This window comes from Brevundimonas sp. RM1 (genome assembly GCF_052907225.1).
In genome coordinates this window covers 34,490-50,653 of the sequence record NZ_JBRERY010000009.1, presented here as the reverse complement: position 1 = coordinate 50,653, position 16,164 = coordinate 34,490, and the positions used below count along the sequence as shown (strand labels likewise).

Sequence of the window (16,164 nt, the reverse complement as noted above, 5' to 3'; positions counted from 1 at the left end):
GTCCGCATCATCGGCCGCGCCCCGACGGCGCAACGCGGCCGGACGTTCAGTCTTCGCGCCCGCCCATCAGGGCCAGATCCGGCCCCCGGCCGGGCGCGGCCTTGCCTTGCTCCCACCACTGTCCCTGGCGGGTTTCCCGCTCCATCCGGCGACGGCGGCGCTCGAACGCCTCTTCCGCCTCGGGATCCAGCGCCCGCTGCACATTGTCCGCCACCAGCCGGTTATAGGCCGCCCGGCTCCACCACAGGCTCGACAGCGGGTTATAGTTGCGCAGGATCCCCGTCAGATCACGCCCGACATTGGCGCCCTCGACCGCCTCGCCCAGGCTCTCGCCTTCCGACAAGGCCTCCCCGATCTCCTGCAGATTGCCGCCAGTCAGGTTCCAGGCGTCGCTGGCCAGCTGCCCCACGGGGCCGAAGGCCGCGACCGGCGCCGACTTTCCGTTTCGCGCCTGCGCCGCATAGAGGAAGTCGCCGAAAATCCCTAGGCCGCCGCCCTGCGCCAGGGCCGCGCCCCAGAACTTGGCGTCGTCCATGGGACGCGGATCATTGCCCTTGGCCATCTCGCGCAGCTGGATGTTCACCGCCCCGCCGATGGTCAGGAAGATCACCGCCTGCGCCGCCATCGACCCGCCGGCCAGCCAGGCGTTCCCGCCCCCCGCCCGCGCCTGCAGCGCGATCTCGTGACTGTAGAGCGACCACAGGGTGGCGGTGAACCCCTTGAACATGCCCGTCGAGCGCTGCAGCTCGCCCCAGAAGGATCCCGCCCGCTGCGTCGTCCACCACGACCGGCTCTCCAGCGTGCTCTCCGGCGTGGCGAACCGCGTCTCCATCTCAATCGCCTCGGCCAGCCGCAAGCTGAGTTCGGGATGCGCCACGTCGCGCGGCAGCAAGAAATCCGCCCCGGCGCGGGGCGAATAGGTCGGCGCCGCTCGAATGATCGCCCAGTCCTTTTCGCCGAAGCCGCGCGCATCCAGCCACCGCGCCAATGCCTGGTCTCGGGCGTCGCCGCCTTTCAGATCCGCCAGACTGCGGCCCTTCACGTCGTGCAGAGCCCCCATCAGCTCGAACCGCAGCGCCCGCTTGCGTGCCGCCACCATGCCCGTCAGCCCCTGCAGCCGCATCACCGCCGCCGGCAGGCGACGGGCGAAAGCGTTCATCCCGCCCTCGGCCTTGGCCCCCACCGTCATCAGGCGCAGGTTGTCATGGCTGGCGCGCACGAAGCCGTCCGTGGCGCTCTCGATGATGAACCCCGTGCGGCGCGCCATCGCCCGCTCGGCCGGATCCGACAGCAGTTTGACCAGCTCGCCCATGTCGCCGTTGCGCGACAGACCGACGAACCCCCGCGCCATCCGCCCCAGGATGAAGCCCGACCCGACCTCGCCCAGGATGGCGCTGCCCAGCATCGTCCCAGTCAGCACCCCGCGCACCGTCCCGCCCGCCGTCGACAGCCCGGTGTTCAGCGGACTGTTCAGGTCGCCCGTGAAATGCCCCATCATCCGGTCGGCCAGATCGATCTGCCCCTTGGCGCGATCGACCGCCCCCTTGACGCCGCTCAGCTCTTCCAGCGCCGCCTCGCGCTGGGCGAAGTTTTTCAGCCACTCGAACTGATGCGCCGGGTTCGGCCCCAGGATCTGCATCTGGGCGATGTCGCGGGCCATGTCGTCCAGATGGCCCATCATGGTCTGGAAGGCGTCGCCCTCCCCCCACTCCGCCTGATAGGCCATCCAGTCGTCAGCCGACTTGAAGGCCAGGAACCGCGCCTCGCTGCGCTGCTTGGCCAGGGCGCCCTTGCCCATGCCCGCGCCGGGCTGGCGCGCGCTGGCGCCGCCGCTGCCGATCGTCTCCCAAACATCGCCCAACACGGCTTGCAGACGGCGCTCGGTGAAGGGCTGGCCCGTCACCTTGTCCACCATCTTGGCCCGATCCAGACGCGGCAGGATCGACGCCACCCAAGCCTCGCGCCCGGCCTCGCGCACGCGCGCGCCATCATGCGCCTGCGGCAGGCCCCAGCCGTCCATCTTGCCGATCGACCCGCCGGCGGCGTTGAACATGTGCCGCGCCCGTTCCGCCGTCTCGCCCCAGGCGCTGGCCAGCGCCTTGGCCGCCGCGTCGCCGGTGTCCTGGCCGAAGGCCTCGCGCACGATGTTGTCCAGCGTGGCGCGCTTCGCCCCGCCCTTGCCCGGCTGATCCAGCCCCGTGCGCGTCTCGAACTGCTCGATCAGGTCGGCCATGCTGGCGTCGAAGGATCCGCGCACCGCCCGATACCGCCCTTCGACCGACGGCCCCGGCGCGCCGCCCAGCCCCGGCCGGTTCTCCACGATCCGTTTCAGGGCCATGGCCGCCATCGCGCCGCGACTGCCCGGCCCCTCTTCCGGCGGCGTGCCGCCCTGAACCCAGCCGTCCTTTGGCGGCCTGCCCGATCCGTCGCCGCCGCCCAGGGCCTTCACACCCTGATAGCCCCGCCGCCCTTTCAGCCCGGCGATGGTCTCCAGCGCCGCCCGGCGCGTCCGCACCGCCAGCTGACGCCGCCGCTGCGCCTCGATCGCCTCCGCCTTCAACCGCGCCATCACCGCGTCGGCCGCCGCCCGATCGGCGTCCACCGGCCCCAGCGTCTCGGAGGCGCTGGCGAAGGCGTCGTCATAGGCGTCCTGCGCCAGTTGCGCCGTCTCGGCGTCGATCTCGCCCTTGGCGGCGTGATCCACGATACAGGATCGAAAATCGGCCATCTCAGCCCCTTCCGGGCGCGCAGGCCCTCAACACGTTCAGCGCCCGCTCCTCGGGCATGTCGGTCGGCAGATCGTCGAACAGGCCCGCGGGGCGAGCCTCAGCCTGCATCTGGCGCAACTCAGCTTGGAGGTTGGCCAACTGCTGCTCGGACACTGCTAGCGCCGACGCGCGCTCGTTAAGCTTGGCGCTTGCAGCGTCGATCTCGCTCTGTGTTTCCAGAGAAATCTCGCCCCTGCGCGGGGCAGTCTCTCGCAGTTCGATTTGTTCGTGCGGGCGCAGGTAGATTTTGACTTCGTGCGGTTCGCGACCTGTTTTGAGGCCGCCAACGTGGCGCATCCCACCATAGCCAGCGGCCTGGATTTGATCGGTGATAGCGGAAAACAGCTCCTGGACATCGTCTTTGCTGAAGTCGAACTCCTGACCAGCCGTCCGGTACTCGTCCATCACTTGGCGCAGGTTGGCTCGGCCGCCATGCTCTATAACGGCCTCGCTCAGCGCGAACTGATCGTACTCGTGGCTAGCATCTGTGATACCCAGAAACTCACGCCATTCGGCCTCAGTGCGCGCTTCCTCCATATCGAAGAAACGAACCGGCTCGCGCTCCCGGACCTCATAGACCTTAGCAGTGGCACGCTTGCGTCCATAGCCCGACGCAATGTCGGTAGCGTCGGTCGTGTAAAACGTTTCCCAGCCGCCATAGATGTTGTCGGGGTTGTAGTACCCCTCGCTCAGGTCACCGATATCCCCGCGCGCGCCATGATACTGGACGCCCTGGCCCCGCGTATCAGCAAGAGGCCGAGCAGCCTCAGCTTGCGATTTCAGGCCTTGGAGGGCCGCACGATCCGCTTCGACAGCAGCTCTTTCACCTTCGACGAGGGCTCTGGCCTCGGCCTCGGTGCGGGCGGCGAAATCCAGTCGCTCTTCGGTTGGCGGGCCATCGGCTTCGATCCTAGCATCTTCTGGCTTGGGAGGTATCTGTGATTTCTGTCCGCGCCCGCCCGGCTGGTCGAACGCCTCGGCCGCCTTCAGCGCCTGGGGCGACGGCGCGTCCGGGTCGATCAGCGCCTTACGCTCCAGCTCCAGCAGATCGCCCGCCTTCACCGCGTTTCGGATCCGCTGCGTCAGCCCCTTGGCCGCGCCTGCCGCCGTCGCCTCGCCCTTGGTGACGGCGGACGCCGCCTCGGCGAAAGCCTCGCCGATCTCGCCGGATCTCAGCGACAGCCGCGACACCAGCTCCTGCGCCGCGCGGTCCAGCGCCAGCCGCGCCTCATTGTCGGATCGGGCCAGCACATTGCCGCCCGCCTCGACCGCATCGGCGTTCTTCACCAGGGCGGCGAACGTCCGCTCATCCTTGCGCAGCGACCGCATGACCGCTTCGCGGATCCGCCCGCGCGCGATGACCGTGCTTTCGCGCGGCAGGCCGCCGAACAGATCCATCTGCACGCCTTCGCTGGCGATGAAGTCATCCAGCATGGCCTCGTGAACCAGGGCGCGCGCGCCGTCCGCCGTGCCGGGCTCACCGCGCCGGATCAGGTCGACCAGATCCCCGTGCAGCTCGGGGCGGTCGCCCGCCACCTCGCCCAGCACCGCCCCGTATCGTTCGGGAATGACGCCGTTGGCCACGGCCCGGAACGCCGCGTCCGACAGGCTGGCCAGCTGGCGCGCCTGCTGGATGAACTCGCCCGTCACCGGCAGGCTGCGATCCCGCAGCGCGCCGGGCGCCTCGCGAAACAGCTTGGCCGCATCCATGATGGCGCCGGATCCTTCGCGGATGTTCTTCAGGGCGGCGACCACGCGCACCTCGCGCGCGTTCCAGCCGTCCGACGCCCGGAACAGATAGCCGTCCAGCCGGGCGTCATCCCAGCCCTGTTCGGCCAGCCGCCGCGCCAGCCCGCGCCGCTGGTGTCCGTCTGCGACGAAAATCCGCCCGTCCGTGTCCTCGAACAGGATCGCCTTTCCGCTGGCCGTGGCGTCCCAGCGTTCGACCCCGCGCAGGCGACCCGTCACCCCCTCGGCGTCGCCGTCGCCCTTGTATTGGAACCGGGCGGCGTCCGCCTCGACCGTCATCGGATCGAAACGCCCGCTCCAGATCGTCCGCCCCATGTAATCGGCCGAGTTCAGCGCGCCCGGCGCGGCGGTGGAGATTTCAGGTTGCGAACCCGCAACACTGCGCAACACCGGCCCGTCCGGCTGATTTGCGAACAGGCTGTCCAGATCGCGTTCCGGCTCCACGACGGGCCGCGCCTCCCCGTTCGCCAGAGCCGCGCGGGCGCCGTCGAAGTCGTCGGCCTGCTCCAGCACCGTCTCATCAGCCAGCAGCCGCTCGATCTGATCCGCCAGGCCGCGCTCGGCCGGATCCTCCGATCGCGCCAGCCGCGACGCCGTGGCGCGCCAGGCCGCCTTGCCGCCCGCGCCGATCGCCTCGAACGCTGCGCCGCCGGCCCCGGCGAAGGTCAGGTCCAGCGCCGCCTCCCCCGCCGTATATTCCGGCCCGCCATACCGGGTGTCGGCAATCCGCCCGCCGATCTCCAGCGTCTCGGCCCCCGCGCCCGCCGCCGCCTGGGCGGCCATCCGCGTCAGCAACGGCCGCCCGACGCCCGCCCCGCCCGTCACCACGGCCACCCCGACCTGGCCGGGATCGCTCAGGAACATCCCCGCCGTCTGGCCGACGAAGGCGGCCGTCGCCCCGCCGAACCCCTGCGACGCCTCATCGGCCCGACGACGGATCCCGCGCAGATCCGCGTCCAGATCGGCCAGGATCTCGTCCCGCGACCGGATCCGGGCGAAGGCCTCCGGGTTCTCGGCCCTCAGCTTCTCCACCTCCGCCTCATAGGCGTCGTCGGTCAGCGAGCCGGGACGGCCCAGAATGGCGGCGTTGATCCGGTCGGCCGGGATCACCCGGTCCATGAATCGTTTCAGGCTGTCGCGCTGGTCGGTCGGCTCTCCGTTCAACGTGTCCGACAATGACAGGGTGCGGCCGGTCGCCGCCTCGATCTCGCGGTGACGCGCCCACATTCGCGCGAAATAGGCCTCCTCGCGCGCACCAGACCGCCGCGTCTGGCCCGCGTCCACCATGTTGCGGTTCACCGCATCCCAGAAGGGCACGGGCGCGGTGGGCGCCTTCAACGGCGCGGGCGCTTCATAATCGCGCTGATTGGCCCAGGACTGCGGCGGCATCAGCGGCTCCCCAGCACGGCGCCGGGCAGGCGGCGGCGCAGCACGTCGCGGAAGCTGTCGGCCTCTATGTTGAACTCGAAGGGGCGGCCGCTGCGGGCGGGCAGTTCTTCGCCTGCCGTGTTGACCAGACGATAGGTTCCGCTCGGCGTCGCCTTCAGGCGATAGTTCCTCAACGTTCGCGCGGGGATCGGCTGGCCGTTGGAATAGACCGGCCCAACGTCCTGCGCCGCCCACAGATCGGCCGCGATCTCAAGCGCGTCGTCCAGATAGTCAGAGGCCAGCCAAGTCGGTGCGATCGTGTTGGCGCCGTTGACACGCGCCAGACCGCCGTAAAGCCTGCCGTTCGCCCGTGTTCCACCCAAGGCGCTGTTCACGTAAGCCTCGGCGCTCTGCAGCTGGCCCCGCGCCTGATCGGCGATGGCCATGTCGCGGGCGGTCGCCTGGGCGACAGCGAACAGATCAGGCTGCATGGCGAAGGCGGGCGCGAACCGCAGCGCCGCCTGGGCGATGGTCTCCTCGCCGCGTCCGAAATCAGCATCCTTGGCCCCCGAGGCCCGAAGGGCGCGCCCCTGGATCACCTTGGCCGCGATGTTGCGCGTGTGATCGTCGGTGGCGAGCCACCCCAGATGAAGGTCCGCCGAAGCCGTGCCCGCCATCCCCAGCTGGCCGAGGATGACACGCACCCCATCGGAGCCGACGCCCGGCGTCTGCGCCGCCGTCTGCACCAATCCGACTACGGCGGCTGGATCCGCTTCGATCCGATCCTTGATCGTGGCCAGCTCGGCCTTGTCGAACACCGCCACCGGCACGCCGCTGCGCGCGTTCAGCTGACGTCCCACGGCCAGGCGGTCGCGCAGAAAGCCGCCCGCAGACGGATCGCCGCCGAAGATGCGATTGATGTCGAACTCGGGCAGCTCGACCATGGCGTCGCGCTTGCTGTTGCCCCGCGCGAACCCGATCGGATCCGAGGCGTAACCCTCGGCCGCCCGCTCGCTGGCCGTGACGCGCCGCGACTGCGCCCGCGACAGGCCGTCGCGTCGCCGCCAGCCGTTGAGGGAGCCGCCGTATTTGGCCGGATTGTCCGCCGCCAGCTTCTCGAAATGCGCCAGTTGCAGATCATGGAAGCGCTCGACGTCGCCGCCGCTGGCGGCCAGCCAGCGCCGCGCATTGCCCGCCCCCGCGACCACGGCGGCTGAGGCGGCGGCGTGCGCCAGCGCGGGCGGCAGGTTGTCGCCGCCCACGTCCGCCCAATACTGCCGATAGATGGTGCGGGCCTCATTCCGGTCGATCCTGCCGTCCGCCCAGGCCTCGGGGTGGCTGCGCTCCGTAATGCCCCACTGGGCGCGCCCCGCTCCGTTATCGTTCCCGACGAAGCCTTCGCCCTCCAGATCGTCCAGCAGGAAGTCCACCCAGCCGTCGAACCCGCCGCCGACCGGCCTGCCGCCGCTGCGCAGCGACGCCGGCGTCACGCCGAACCCATGACGCTCGCCGAACTCCACCATGGCGACAAGGCCCGGATCGCCGGACGCCTGAGCCAGCGCGCGCATCTGGCCGACATCGTAATCGCCGCCGTATTCCGCCGCCGTCATCATGTCGCGCAACTGCTGGCCCGCCGCCCTCTGGCCCGCGCCTTCGCCGTTGGCCTTGCGGTTGACGGTCGCCTCATTGCGCGCCGCCACCTGGGCGAAGTCTGACGCCGACAGGCCGACGAAGGCGGGGTTGCCCGCCGCCCACTGTTCCTCGATCTGGCCCGCCATCGCCCGCGCGCTGGCGGCATCCGGGGCCTGATCCACCGCTGTCGTCAGCCAGGTGCTGCGCGTGCGCGCCTGCACCTGATCCAGATGTCGCGCCAGTTCTTCCACGGACATGGCCGCCGATCGGTTCGGGTCCGCCGCGAACTCGACGCCGCCGATGCTGAAGGCTTCGCGCGGGCCGAACCGCGCCATTTTGGCCGTGTATTCCGTCAGGTTCGCCGCGATCAGCGTCGCCCCGGCGTCGTCGAAACCGGCCGAGGCGACCGCCTGCCCGATCAGGGTTTCCCCGACCGACGCGGCTTCCGTCATCGCCCCGCGCGCCATGCTGATGCGGGCCTTTTCCTGCCCGACGCGCACGCGCCGCAGCGCGGCCTGATCCAGCAGGGTCGCCTGCCGCTCGAACTCCGCGTCGATCAGCGGATCGCCCGTCGCCCTGTCGCGGAACGCCTGACGCACTGCGCCGCGCGCTTCGGTGAACCCCGCCTCGCTGTCGGGGCTGGCCAGCTCCGCCTTGTCGATCTCCTCGGCATAGGCGCTGATCCGCCGCGTCGACAGATATTCGCGGGCGATGGCGTTGAACGCCTGATCGTCGACGCCGAACCCTTGGCGCAGCTGCACCTCCTGGCCGAACTGACCGGCCGCCGTGATGGCGCGACCCGCGTCCCGTTCGCCCTCGCGTTTCAGACTGCGGTCGGCCATGGCGCCCAGTTCGCGCGCCACCCCCTTGGCCGCCTCGGCCACGCCCGCCGCCGCGCCCGCCGCCGGCGCGCCGATGTCCATGCCGATCGGCGCGTCGCTGACCCGCCGCCCGAAATCACCTGTTGGGAAAGGTCCGCGCGCCATGCTCAACGCCCCCCGAAGATGGCCTGGCCTACGTCAAGGCCCAGCTTCAGCGCTGAACCGAACCGGGCGTTCTTGGCGGCTTCGCGCAGGCTGACGGACCGCGCATAGCGCAGGCGGGCGTTCGTCTCGGCCGAGTTGCGGATGATGTTGCGTTCCCGATCGGCCTCAGTCTGCGCCGCTTCCCGCGCCGCGATCACGCTGCCGGATCCGGCGTCGATCCCCATGGACGACGCCGCCACCAGTTGCTGGCCGACCAGCGCGTTATATTCGCTGTCGATCGCGCTGACCTTTTCCGCCGCCTGGATGTATTCCCCGCGCGCGGCCATGGCCTCGTCACGGGCGCTCTGATCCATGGACGCCGCCTGCTGGCGCGCCCCGGCGAACTCCATCAGGGACGCCACGGCCGAAACGCCGCGGCTCATCCCGCCCAGTTGCTTCCCGCCGATGGCGCTCCCGCCCTGCCCGCCGCCTGCCTGGCCGCCCTGGGCGAAAGCCGATTTGGCGAAGCCCGCCGCCTTGCTGGAAAAGGCCATCACCGCCTTCATGCCGAACCTCCGTCAGGCCCATGAACCGGGCGCCGTCAGGACTGGACGGTGACAACCACCTCGCGGATCTCCAGCGGCCCAGGACGCGGCTGCTCCCAATCGATCTGGGCGTCGTCCTGAAAGCCAGGGATCGGATAAACCCGCGTCCAGCCCTCGAACGCATCCTCGCCCGGCCCGTGGTCCAGCAACGCCGCCTGGTCGCCGACGCCGCCGCGCCGCTTCAGCTTGACCGACCAGAGGGTTTTGCCCGTCATGCCCAGCCGCAGGTTCGCGGTCGGACCCAGGCGCAGGGCCACCTCCCCGACGCGTGCCTTCATTGACGCCCCGCCGCGCGGATCCTGCTGCAGGACCATCGGCAGAAGCCGACCACGCGGCACGAACAGCAGACCTGCCTCAGCCCAACGTTCTGCACGGTTCGGCAAGGACACGCGGCCGTTCGTGACCACGGCGTCGCCCTCGTCCGCGCCGTCCACGTAAAGGGCGACCGTGCGGCCCTCCAGATGCTCAAGGCCGTTGATTTCGGTGGCCGGCCCCTCAATCCGCACAGAGGCGTCCAGCATGTGGGCGTCAGACAGCACCTCCAGCCGGTGCCGGTCTCCGTCCGCCGCCGCGCGCCGAACCCCGACATAGAGTTCGCCGGCCAGTTCTCCGCCCGCTTCCACGAAACCCCCGTCCGTCGTCCACGGCGCGAAGCCCAGCACGTCCTGGGACAGGATGGCCGACATGGCCGATGCGGAGCCGTCCGCGCGGATCCACAGCGCCAGGTTCGGCTCCGAGGTGGATCGGTGCCGCCGGAACCCGCCCGCGACAATCCCCTTGGTCAGATGCGGCGCATAGCTCGACAGAGGCGTGACGACATAGCTCTGCGCCCCTTCCGCATAGGCGTAATGCGAAACCGTATCCCCGCCTGCCTGGATGAACAGCGTCCCGCCCTCCATTTCCAGCAGCGGCGTTCCAGGCGCCAGCCCGACGCTCGAGGTGCGCGGAAAAGCGGGCGGGGGCGTGATCGGCTGGCTGGCGCAGAAGAATTCGGCGGATTGGCTGAACACCTGCAGATGCCGTCCCGCGAACAGGTTCAGGATCCGCGTCGATTGATCGGTCGCCAGATCGACGCTGATCCCTTTATCGGCTTCCGCCCCCTTGATATTCAGGTCGAAGAAGAAGCCGCTGCGGCTGGCCATTATGGTTTGCGGCCGCGATCGCGGCGCGGCCAGCCACAGGCGGCTGTCGAAGAACACCCCGGCCGCCGGCCAGCCCCGCGCGGCGCTGATGACCGGCTCGCCGCCTTCCTTGCCCTGCGTCACCGTCGCCGTGCGCACGATGCCCTTTTCGGAGATCAACACCTGGGCGACGATCTCCCCCACGTCCTCATTGCGGTTCTTGCCCTGATAGGCGAGCCGCAGCACCTTGTCCGACGGGCTGCTTACGGCCACGCCGTTGGCGCCCACATTGTCCAGCGCGTTCATCGCCGCAGCGACCGACGCCGCCAGGGCCGGCATACTGCTGTTGTAGGCGATCGCCCCCGTCGTCTGCCCCTCCAGCGTGAGATTGAAGGTTTCGCCGTTCACGAAGTCCGCAAAGGACAGTTGCTGCACCTCGCTGACCCCTCCGGCGCGCGTGCCGTCATAGTCGAACCGGGGGATATTCTCGAACGCCTGGGGGCGGCTGTCCCACTCGCTATGGGCCCCTTGGCGGGCGAAGCGGTAGGGCGGCACATCGGGGTGGAAAGCCAGCAGGGTGTCCAGCATTTGCGCGCGCTTCACCTCTGGCACGCGGTCAGCCGTATAGGGCGAGGCGATCGAGGCGACGCGGACGCCGCGCTGATAGACCTCTACGTTGCCGTCGGTGGCCACCAGCCCATAGCGCTGCTCGCCGGTGTCGAAGTCAAAGGCCCATCGCCGGAACGGCGACAGCTCCGCCGTCTCGCGCCGGACCTCGACGCGGGTAAGGCGCACGACCGCTGCGCCCAGATCGACGGGCGCGGCCGGATCCGCATGCAGGCGCACCACGCGCCACCGCCGAGCGGCAACCTGCCGCCCTGGCGGCAGCGCCAGGCGACGGGTCCGAAGCACCGAGCCCACGTCGCATCGCGCCGCTGTAACCCACTGCCCGGCCGCGTCCTGGTATTGCAGGGCCATTTCTTTGGAAAGGGTGACAGGCAGGCTCATCAGCGGATCACCTCACGCTCGTCGAACGGCGGATCCCACGGATACTGGGGCGGGGTCGGATCCGGCAGAGGGTCGAGATCACCTCCGCCTCCGCCTCCGCCTCCGCCCCCGCTGGGCGGCTTGATCAGGAAATCGATTAGATCGACCATGCCGACCTCGACCGGGGCGCCAAAATCAATGTCCAGCACGACATAGCCGTCGATCGCCCCCAAGGCGGCCGTCGTCTCCATGCCTGCACCGCCAAGCACCTCGGACGCTGTTCCTCCGTTCGGCGCAGACAGCATTTCGATCGTCACGGGCGCTTGTTCCAGCCTGTTGCGGACGAGATCGACATGCTTCAGCCCCGGCCGCCGCCGGATGGGTCCCTCGGCCATGGGCAGCATGTTGACGCACATCGCCAAGGACGACGCATAAGCCTTCAGGTCACGACGACCCACAGCCTGCGGCGACAGCTCGCCGCCGTTGAAGTTGGATTGTCTAAGGATCTCCTGGGGCATGGGTCAGCCCTGAACCTCCCAGCTACGCCCGGCGAACGGCGAGCCGCCGGCCCATCGCGCCTGAACCAGAGGTCCCGCGTCCACGCCCGAAATCAGCTGGCGTTGCGGCGCCAGGCGCGCGTCCTCATTCCGGGCGCTGGCGTAGAGTCCGCCTTCGCCGTTCTCGCCCGGCGTGCCCCAGGCCTCACTGCGCAGATCCCGCGCCTTGGTCGACAGCTGGCAGAAGTCGGCCAGGTCGGCCGCGAACGCCGTCACCACCAGCTGGCGGAACCACGCGGGCCAGCTCTCTTCCCGGCGCAGGGCGGTGTATTCGACATAGAGCGGCGTCGTGTCGCTCCAGAAGAAGCCTCCGCTTTCCATCACGTAGGGCCGCCCGCGTGAGGCGGCAGGATCGGCCGACACGCGCCAGTCATGCACCGCCCCGACCAGATCGCCCGGCTTGGCGAACTTGTGCTCGCACGGTCGCGGCTCGTTAGGGTCGGCCGCCGGATCGACCCGCGCCAGCAGGGCCACGGCGTTGGCGAAGGTCCAGCGATACTTCGACAGGATGAAGTCGCGCTTGTGCGGATAGTTGACGAAGCAGAAGCCGCCCAGCGGGCTGTCTTCGTCCAGGGCGTCGATGCGATCCCCCGACACCCGGTCGATGGCGAGGTTGCAGATGTCCAGATCGGTGAATGGCATGGCGGCCCCGCTCGAAAAAGAACGGCCCGCGCCCGGTCAGGACGCGGGCCTAGTCGGCTCAGGAGGAACCGGGGATCAGGTGACGGTGCGCGTCGGCGTCGGCTCGCGATACAGGCTGAAGTTCTTCTTGGCCTTGATCCGAATGATGCCCCTGGCCGCGCGGGCGGCTGCGCCGACCTGCAGCCAGTAGCCATTGATATCAGTCAGGGCCGCGCCGTCGCGCTCGTCGATCTTGGTCAGCTCGTCGTTGTACGCCGAAACCATGGCCGACCGGGCATAGACGAACAGATCGACGCCTTCGCCGTCCGCGCTCTTGGGCAGGCGCTCCGAACGGCGCCAGTTCAGATCGTTCCAGGGCATGTTCGCCTTGACGTCATTGGACGCCATATAGGGGTCCAGCGCGAACTGCACCTTCTGGCGGAACGGCTGGACGATGGTCACGTCCTCGCCCTCGAACGCCTCTTCCTCGCCCAGCTTGGCGATGGCCTCGGCCACGTCGTCCAGCGTCCCGGCCGAGTTGTAGTCGCCCAGGGTGACGATCGGCTCCATGGCGGACGAGCCGATCTGCTTCACGCCGTTGGCGGCGGCCCCGGCCAGGGCGCCGATGATGCAATCGTCCTCGGCGCGGCGGATCGCCCCGGCGGCCGCCTTGCCGTATTCCACCGCCGTGGCGATCGAATACTTGTGCTTGTGCGGATCCCACAGGCCGAAGGCGATGAACTTCGGGTTCGCCTGCACTTCAATGAAGTCCTGCGCGGCGTTGGCCAGCACCAGGCGGGCGAAGTCGGGGCTATCATAGGCCTCCACCGCGCCCAGGCGCGGGAAGTAGCCCTTGTCGCCGGTGAAGGTCGCACCGCCCGAGACAGTGTCGCCGAGGCGCGACTGCATCTGCTGATAGGCGTGATGCACCTCGGTCTCGAAGCGCGGGACGAACCAGTCCTTGATGTTCGCGGTCATCGCGGGTCATTCCTTTGAAAGAGCCGGCGGGCCGCCGGGGTTTGAACATCACGGACGCTAGGGCCGCCCCGGACGGCGCAACGCGGTCAGCGCGCGCCCGGATAGGCCTGCGCCCAGGCGGCGTTGGCCTCGGCGGTAAACTGGCGGTCGCGACCGTATTTCGGGTCCTTCGCCATCTCCTGCGCCTTGGCTTTCAGCGCGTCCGCGACATTGGGTTCCGCGCCACTCGGCGTCGGGATCATTCCGTTCTGGCCCATGAGGCTCCTCATCTTCTCAATCAGTTTCACGCCGTTCGCCGTGGGCGACAGGCTCATCAGTTCGCCGAACATGCCGTCGTCGATCTCGCCGCGGCTTTTCAGGCTCTCGGCGAACAGCTCGACCTCGCGACGGCGGCCCTCCGCGTTCTCGCCCAGCGACGCCGCCTCGGCGGCCGGGTCGAACCCGCCGTCGAACAGCCCCGCCTCGGCCAGGGCGGCCGCGCCCTCCATCACGTCGTCCAGCCAGCCCTGGGGCTTGCCTTGGGCGTGGGCGAACTTCGACAGCTCGGCTACCAGCGGGTCGCCGTCGGTCAGGCCCAGCCGCTCGCGCGCGTCATCAGACAGGTTGACCGCATAGCCGTCAGCCGCCTCCGGCACCGCCGCCCGCGCGGCCGCCGCCGCCTCTTCCGGCGTGGGCTCCGGCGGCGTCTCAGGCGCGCCCTCTGCCGGCGGCGCGTTTGGATCGGCCGGCGGCTCACCGCCCGGCGACGAGGCCGCCGGGGTCGTAGGCGCCGGGGGCGCTCCAATCGTCGGATCCGGGTTCGGCGCCGGGCTGGGCGTAGAGGTCGGATTGGGATCGCTCATGCTCTTCAGTCCTCTTCTGAGCCGTGTGAATGTCGAGGTAGCGGACGACGCCCGCGAAAATGCTGTCCTGCCCCTGGCGCAGCTGGGCGTAGGCGTCGCGCGCCCCGGCGGGCAGGGTCACGTCCACAGGCGGACGCAGCACCGTCATCCGCGCCAGGATCATCAGCCGCTTCTCGCCGTCCGCCCCGCTGAAGGCCTCGGCGATCAGTCGGGCGTCCTCGCCGTGCAGCGTCATCGCCGCCAGCGTTTCTGCGTCCACGCGAGATCCGCCGCGCACCCAGTCGCACACCTCGTCCAGCAGACGCCGATCCGCCTGCACCGGAGCGATGGGCGCCGGGCCCACAGGCGGCTCCGTCACCTGGTCCAGCAGGAAGTCGACCAGCCATTTCGGTTTCCACCAGCGCATCACGCCACCAGCTGCAGCGACGGCTGACCGGCCGGGTCGCTATCGGGCATGGGCGCGCCCGAGGCGGCCGCCTCGCCCAGCGCCTGCAGCATCTTCTCGCGATCGGCGGCGGGGCGGTTGATCCAGTTCGGCGCGCCCAGCAGGCTCTGCAGCCGGTGCAGCTCCTCGACATTGGCGACGGCCATCATGCCCTCGCGGCCGAGGAAGGCGTTCAGGATCTCCAGATAGCGGGCCACGCTCTCGACATCGGCCAGCGACTGCGACCGGGCCAGCGGGCCGGTGATCTTCACCTGCAGCACCAGCTGGTCGATCTTCAGCGCGTCGAAGTCCATGCCGGGGATCTTCTTGCGGTCGGCGATATCCAGCACCCGCGCCACCACATTGGGCACGAACTCATAGTTCAGGCTGCCGAACGCCGAGCCGGTGTCGAAGGCGAAGTCCCGCATCCGCTCCACGATCTCGGTCGGGCTGCGCACGCTGGCGCTTTCGGGCGGCAGCTGACGGCTGAGGGTGTGCTGCGCGATCGACTGGCGCACGTCCGTCAGCGCCAGCTGGGCCAGATCCACGCGGCCGTTCATCTCCAGCGGCATGATCGACGACCCCATCGGCCCGCCCGTGCGCGCCACCCGGATCAGGCTGTGCGGCGCGACCCGCAGGGTGTCGGGGTTCATCACCCCGTCGTGGGCCACCATCAGCGGCGGCGCCAGGGCGTAGGCCGCCGCCTTCAGGATCATCTCCACCGCCTTGTTCGCGGTCATGATGTCCGGCAGCGTCAGCATCAGCGGCCCGACGCCCCAGGGGCTGTCGGGCGTCGTCCACCAGCGGAAGACGTTCCACGGATTGGTGCGGTTGATGAACTCGGCGACGATCTCACCCGAGCCGCCGCTTTCGCAGCACACCACGGCGTAGCGCCAGGCGGCGATCTCCACGTCGTAATAGCTGGCCTGCAGCATCATCACCGGATCGCGGCTCTCCTCGCGCACCTTGCGCGCAATGGCCTCGGGCCAGCGGGCCTCCTTCCACAGGCGCGGCAGTTGCCAGGCCGGATAGGTCCGCTTCCAGTAAACGTTGTCGATCCGGCCGGACGGGCCTTCCTCGATCCCCAGCTGCCACGGCGGCACGGCGTGCCAGCGCATGATCTCGTTATCGTCGCCTTCCAACGCCAGCAGGGCGCCGGTGCCGATGCCCAGATCCGCGTAGCTTTCCTTGGACGCCTTGTGAAAGCCCGAGGCGTCCAGGATCCGGTGCGACACCGTCGTCGCCAGGTCCAGCTGGCGGTTGACGCGCTCGCGATGCTCTTCCGCCACCAGAGGCCCGGCCTCCAGCTGATACCAGCGCTGCGACGGCGGGGTGACGTCCATTTGCACCCGGCCGGGAAACTTGTGGGCGCCGGTCAGGCCCGAGCTGTCGAACAGCCCCTCGAAAATGGCGCCGCTCTTGGCGCGCGGATGACGCCACGGCATGGCGTATTGCAGCGCCCGCTCGATATAGGGCTGCATCGCCTTGCGCGCCTGGAAGGCGGCCTCGGCGCGTTCGTTGATCGTCTTGGCGTTCCAGGCGGCCAC

The 16,164-nt window shown here is 69.5% G+C and carries 11 protein-coding genes; all 11 read right to left on the bottom strand.

The genetic code is table 11. The features are described from left to right. Nucleotides 1–46 precede the first annotated feature (46 nt). The gene (locus ACU5AP_RS10120) at nt 47–2,728 is read right to left on the bottom strand and encodes a hypothetical protein (RefSeq protein WP_446681194.1); all 2,682 of its coding nucleotides are present in this window, start codon (nt 2,726–2,728) and stop codon (nt 47–49) included. 1 nt (nt 2,729) lies between these two features. Then, complete coding sequence (locus tag ACU5AP_RS10115; RefSeq protein WP_446681193.1) at nt 2,730–5,906, bottom strand: hypothetical protein; 3,177 nt, start codon at nt 5,904–5,906, stop codon at nt 2,730–2,732. Further along, nucleotides 5,906–8,503, bottom strand: a complete 2,598-nt coding sequence (locus tag ACU5AP_RS10110) for a glycosyl hydrolase 108 family protein (RefSeq protein ID WP_446681192.1) — start codon at nt 8,501–8,503, stop codon at nt 5,906–5,908. The genes ACU5AP_RS10115 and ACU5AP_RS10110 overlap by 1 nt, the downstream gene beginning before the upstream one ends. A 2-nt stretch (nt 8,504–8,505) precedes the next feature. Further along, nucleotides 8,506–9,036, bottom strand: coding sequence for a hypothetical protein (locus tag ACU5AP_RS10105; RefSeq protein ID WP_446681191.1), 531 nt, complete (start codon nt 9,034–9,036; stop codon nt 8,506–8,508). 47 nt (nt 9,037–9,083) lie between these two features. Then, nucleotides 9,084–11,216 carry a hypothetical protein gene (locus ACU5AP_RS10100; protein ID WP_446681190.1) on the bottom strand — a complete coding sequence of 711 codons (2,133 nt, stop codon included), beginning with the start codon at nt 11,214–11,216 and terminating at the stop codon, nt 9,084–9,086. Further along, nucleotides 11,216–11,713, bottom strand: coding sequence for a hypothetical protein (locus ACU5AP_RS10095; protein WP_446681189.1), 498 nt, complete (start codon nt 11,711–11,713; stop codon nt 11,216–11,218). Before ACU5AP_RS10095 ends, ACU5AP_RS10100 begins: the two co-directional genes overlap by 1 nt. A gap of 3 nt (nt 11,714–11,716) precedes the next feature. Further along, nucleotides 11,717–12,394 carry a hypothetical protein gene (locus tag ACU5AP_RS10090; protein ID WP_446681188.1) on the bottom strand — a complete coding sequence of 226 codons (678 nt, stop codon included), beginning with the start codon at nt 12,392–12,394 and terminating at the stop codon, nt 11,717–11,719. A 75-nt stretch (nt 12,395–12,469) separates the two neighbouring features. After that, nucleotides 12,470–13,351 (bottom strand): phage capsid protein, encoded by an 882-nt coding sequence (locus tag ACU5AP_RS10085; protein WP_446681187.1) that lies wholly within the window; start codon nt 13,349–13,351, stop codon nt 12,470–12,472. Between the two features lie 86 nt (nt 13,352–13,437). Continuing rightward, nucleotides 13,438–14,193 carry a hypothetical protein gene (locus ACU5AP_RS10080; RefSeq protein WP_446681186.1) on the bottom strand — a complete coding sequence of 252 codons (756 nt, stop codon included), beginning with the start codon at nt 14,191–14,193 and terminating at the stop codon, nt 13,438–13,440. Continuing rightward, a complete protein-coding gene (locus ACU5AP_RS10075) occupies nt 14,084–14,599 on the bottom strand; it encodes a hypothetical protein (protein ID WP_446681185.1) in 516 nt (171 codons plus the stop codon). The genes ACU5AP_RS10080 and ACU5AP_RS10075 overlap by 110 nt, the downstream gene beginning before the upstream one ends. Continuing rightward, a complete protein-coding gene (locus tag ACU5AP_RS10070) occupies nt 14,599–16,164 on the bottom strand; it encodes a portal protein (protein ID WP_446681184.1) in 1,566 nt (521 codons plus the stop codon). Before ACU5AP_RS10070 ends, ACU5AP_RS10075 begins: the two co-directional genes overlap by 1 nt.

Excerpts from the sequence above, each read along its gene's own strand:
- ACU5AP_RS10075 (WP_446681185.1), bottom strand. The coding sequence starts at position 14,599 with ATGCGCTGGTGGAAACCGAAATGGCTGGTCGACTTCCTGCTGGACCAG.
- ACU5AP_RS10090 (WP_446681188.1), bottom strand. The coding sequence starts at position 12,394 with ATGCCATTCACCGATCTGGACATCTGCAACCTCGCCATCGACCGGGTG.
- ACU5AP_RS10120 (WP_446681194.1), bottom strand. The coding sequence starts at position 2,728 with ATGGCCGATTTTCGATCCTGTATCGTGGATCACGCCGCCAAGGGCGAG.
- ACU5AP_RS10115 (WP_446681193.1), bottom strand. The coding sequence starts at position 5,906 with ATGCCGCCGCAGTCCTGGGCCAATCAGCGCGATTATGAAGCGCCCGCG.
- ACU5AP_RS10080 (WP_446681186.1), bottom strand. The coding sequence starts at position 14,193 with ATGAGCGATCCCAATCCGACCTCTACGCCCAGCCCGGCGCCGAACCCG.
- ACU5AP_RS10100 (WP_446681190.1), bottom strand. The coding sequence starts at position 11,216 with ATGAGCCTGCCTGTCACCCTTTCCAAAGAAATGGCCCTGCAATACCAG.
- ACU5AP_RS10105 (WP_446681191.1), bottom strand. The coding sequence starts at position 9,036 with ATGGCCTTTTCCAGCAAGGCGGCGGGCTTCGCCAAATCGGCTTTCGCC.
- ACU5AP_RS10085 (WP_446681187.1), bottom strand. The coding sequence starts at position 13,351 with ATGACCGCGAACATCAAGGACTGGTTCGTCCCGCGCTTCGAGACCGAG.
- ACU5AP_RS10095 (WP_446681189.1), bottom strand. The coding sequence starts at position 11,713 with ATGCCCCAGGAGATCCTTAGACAATCCAACTTCAACGGCGGCGAGCTG.
- ACU5AP_RS10110 (WP_446681192.1), bottom strand. The coding sequence starts at position 8,503 with ATGGCGCGCGGACCTTTCCCAACAGGTGATTTCGGGCGGCGGGTCAGC.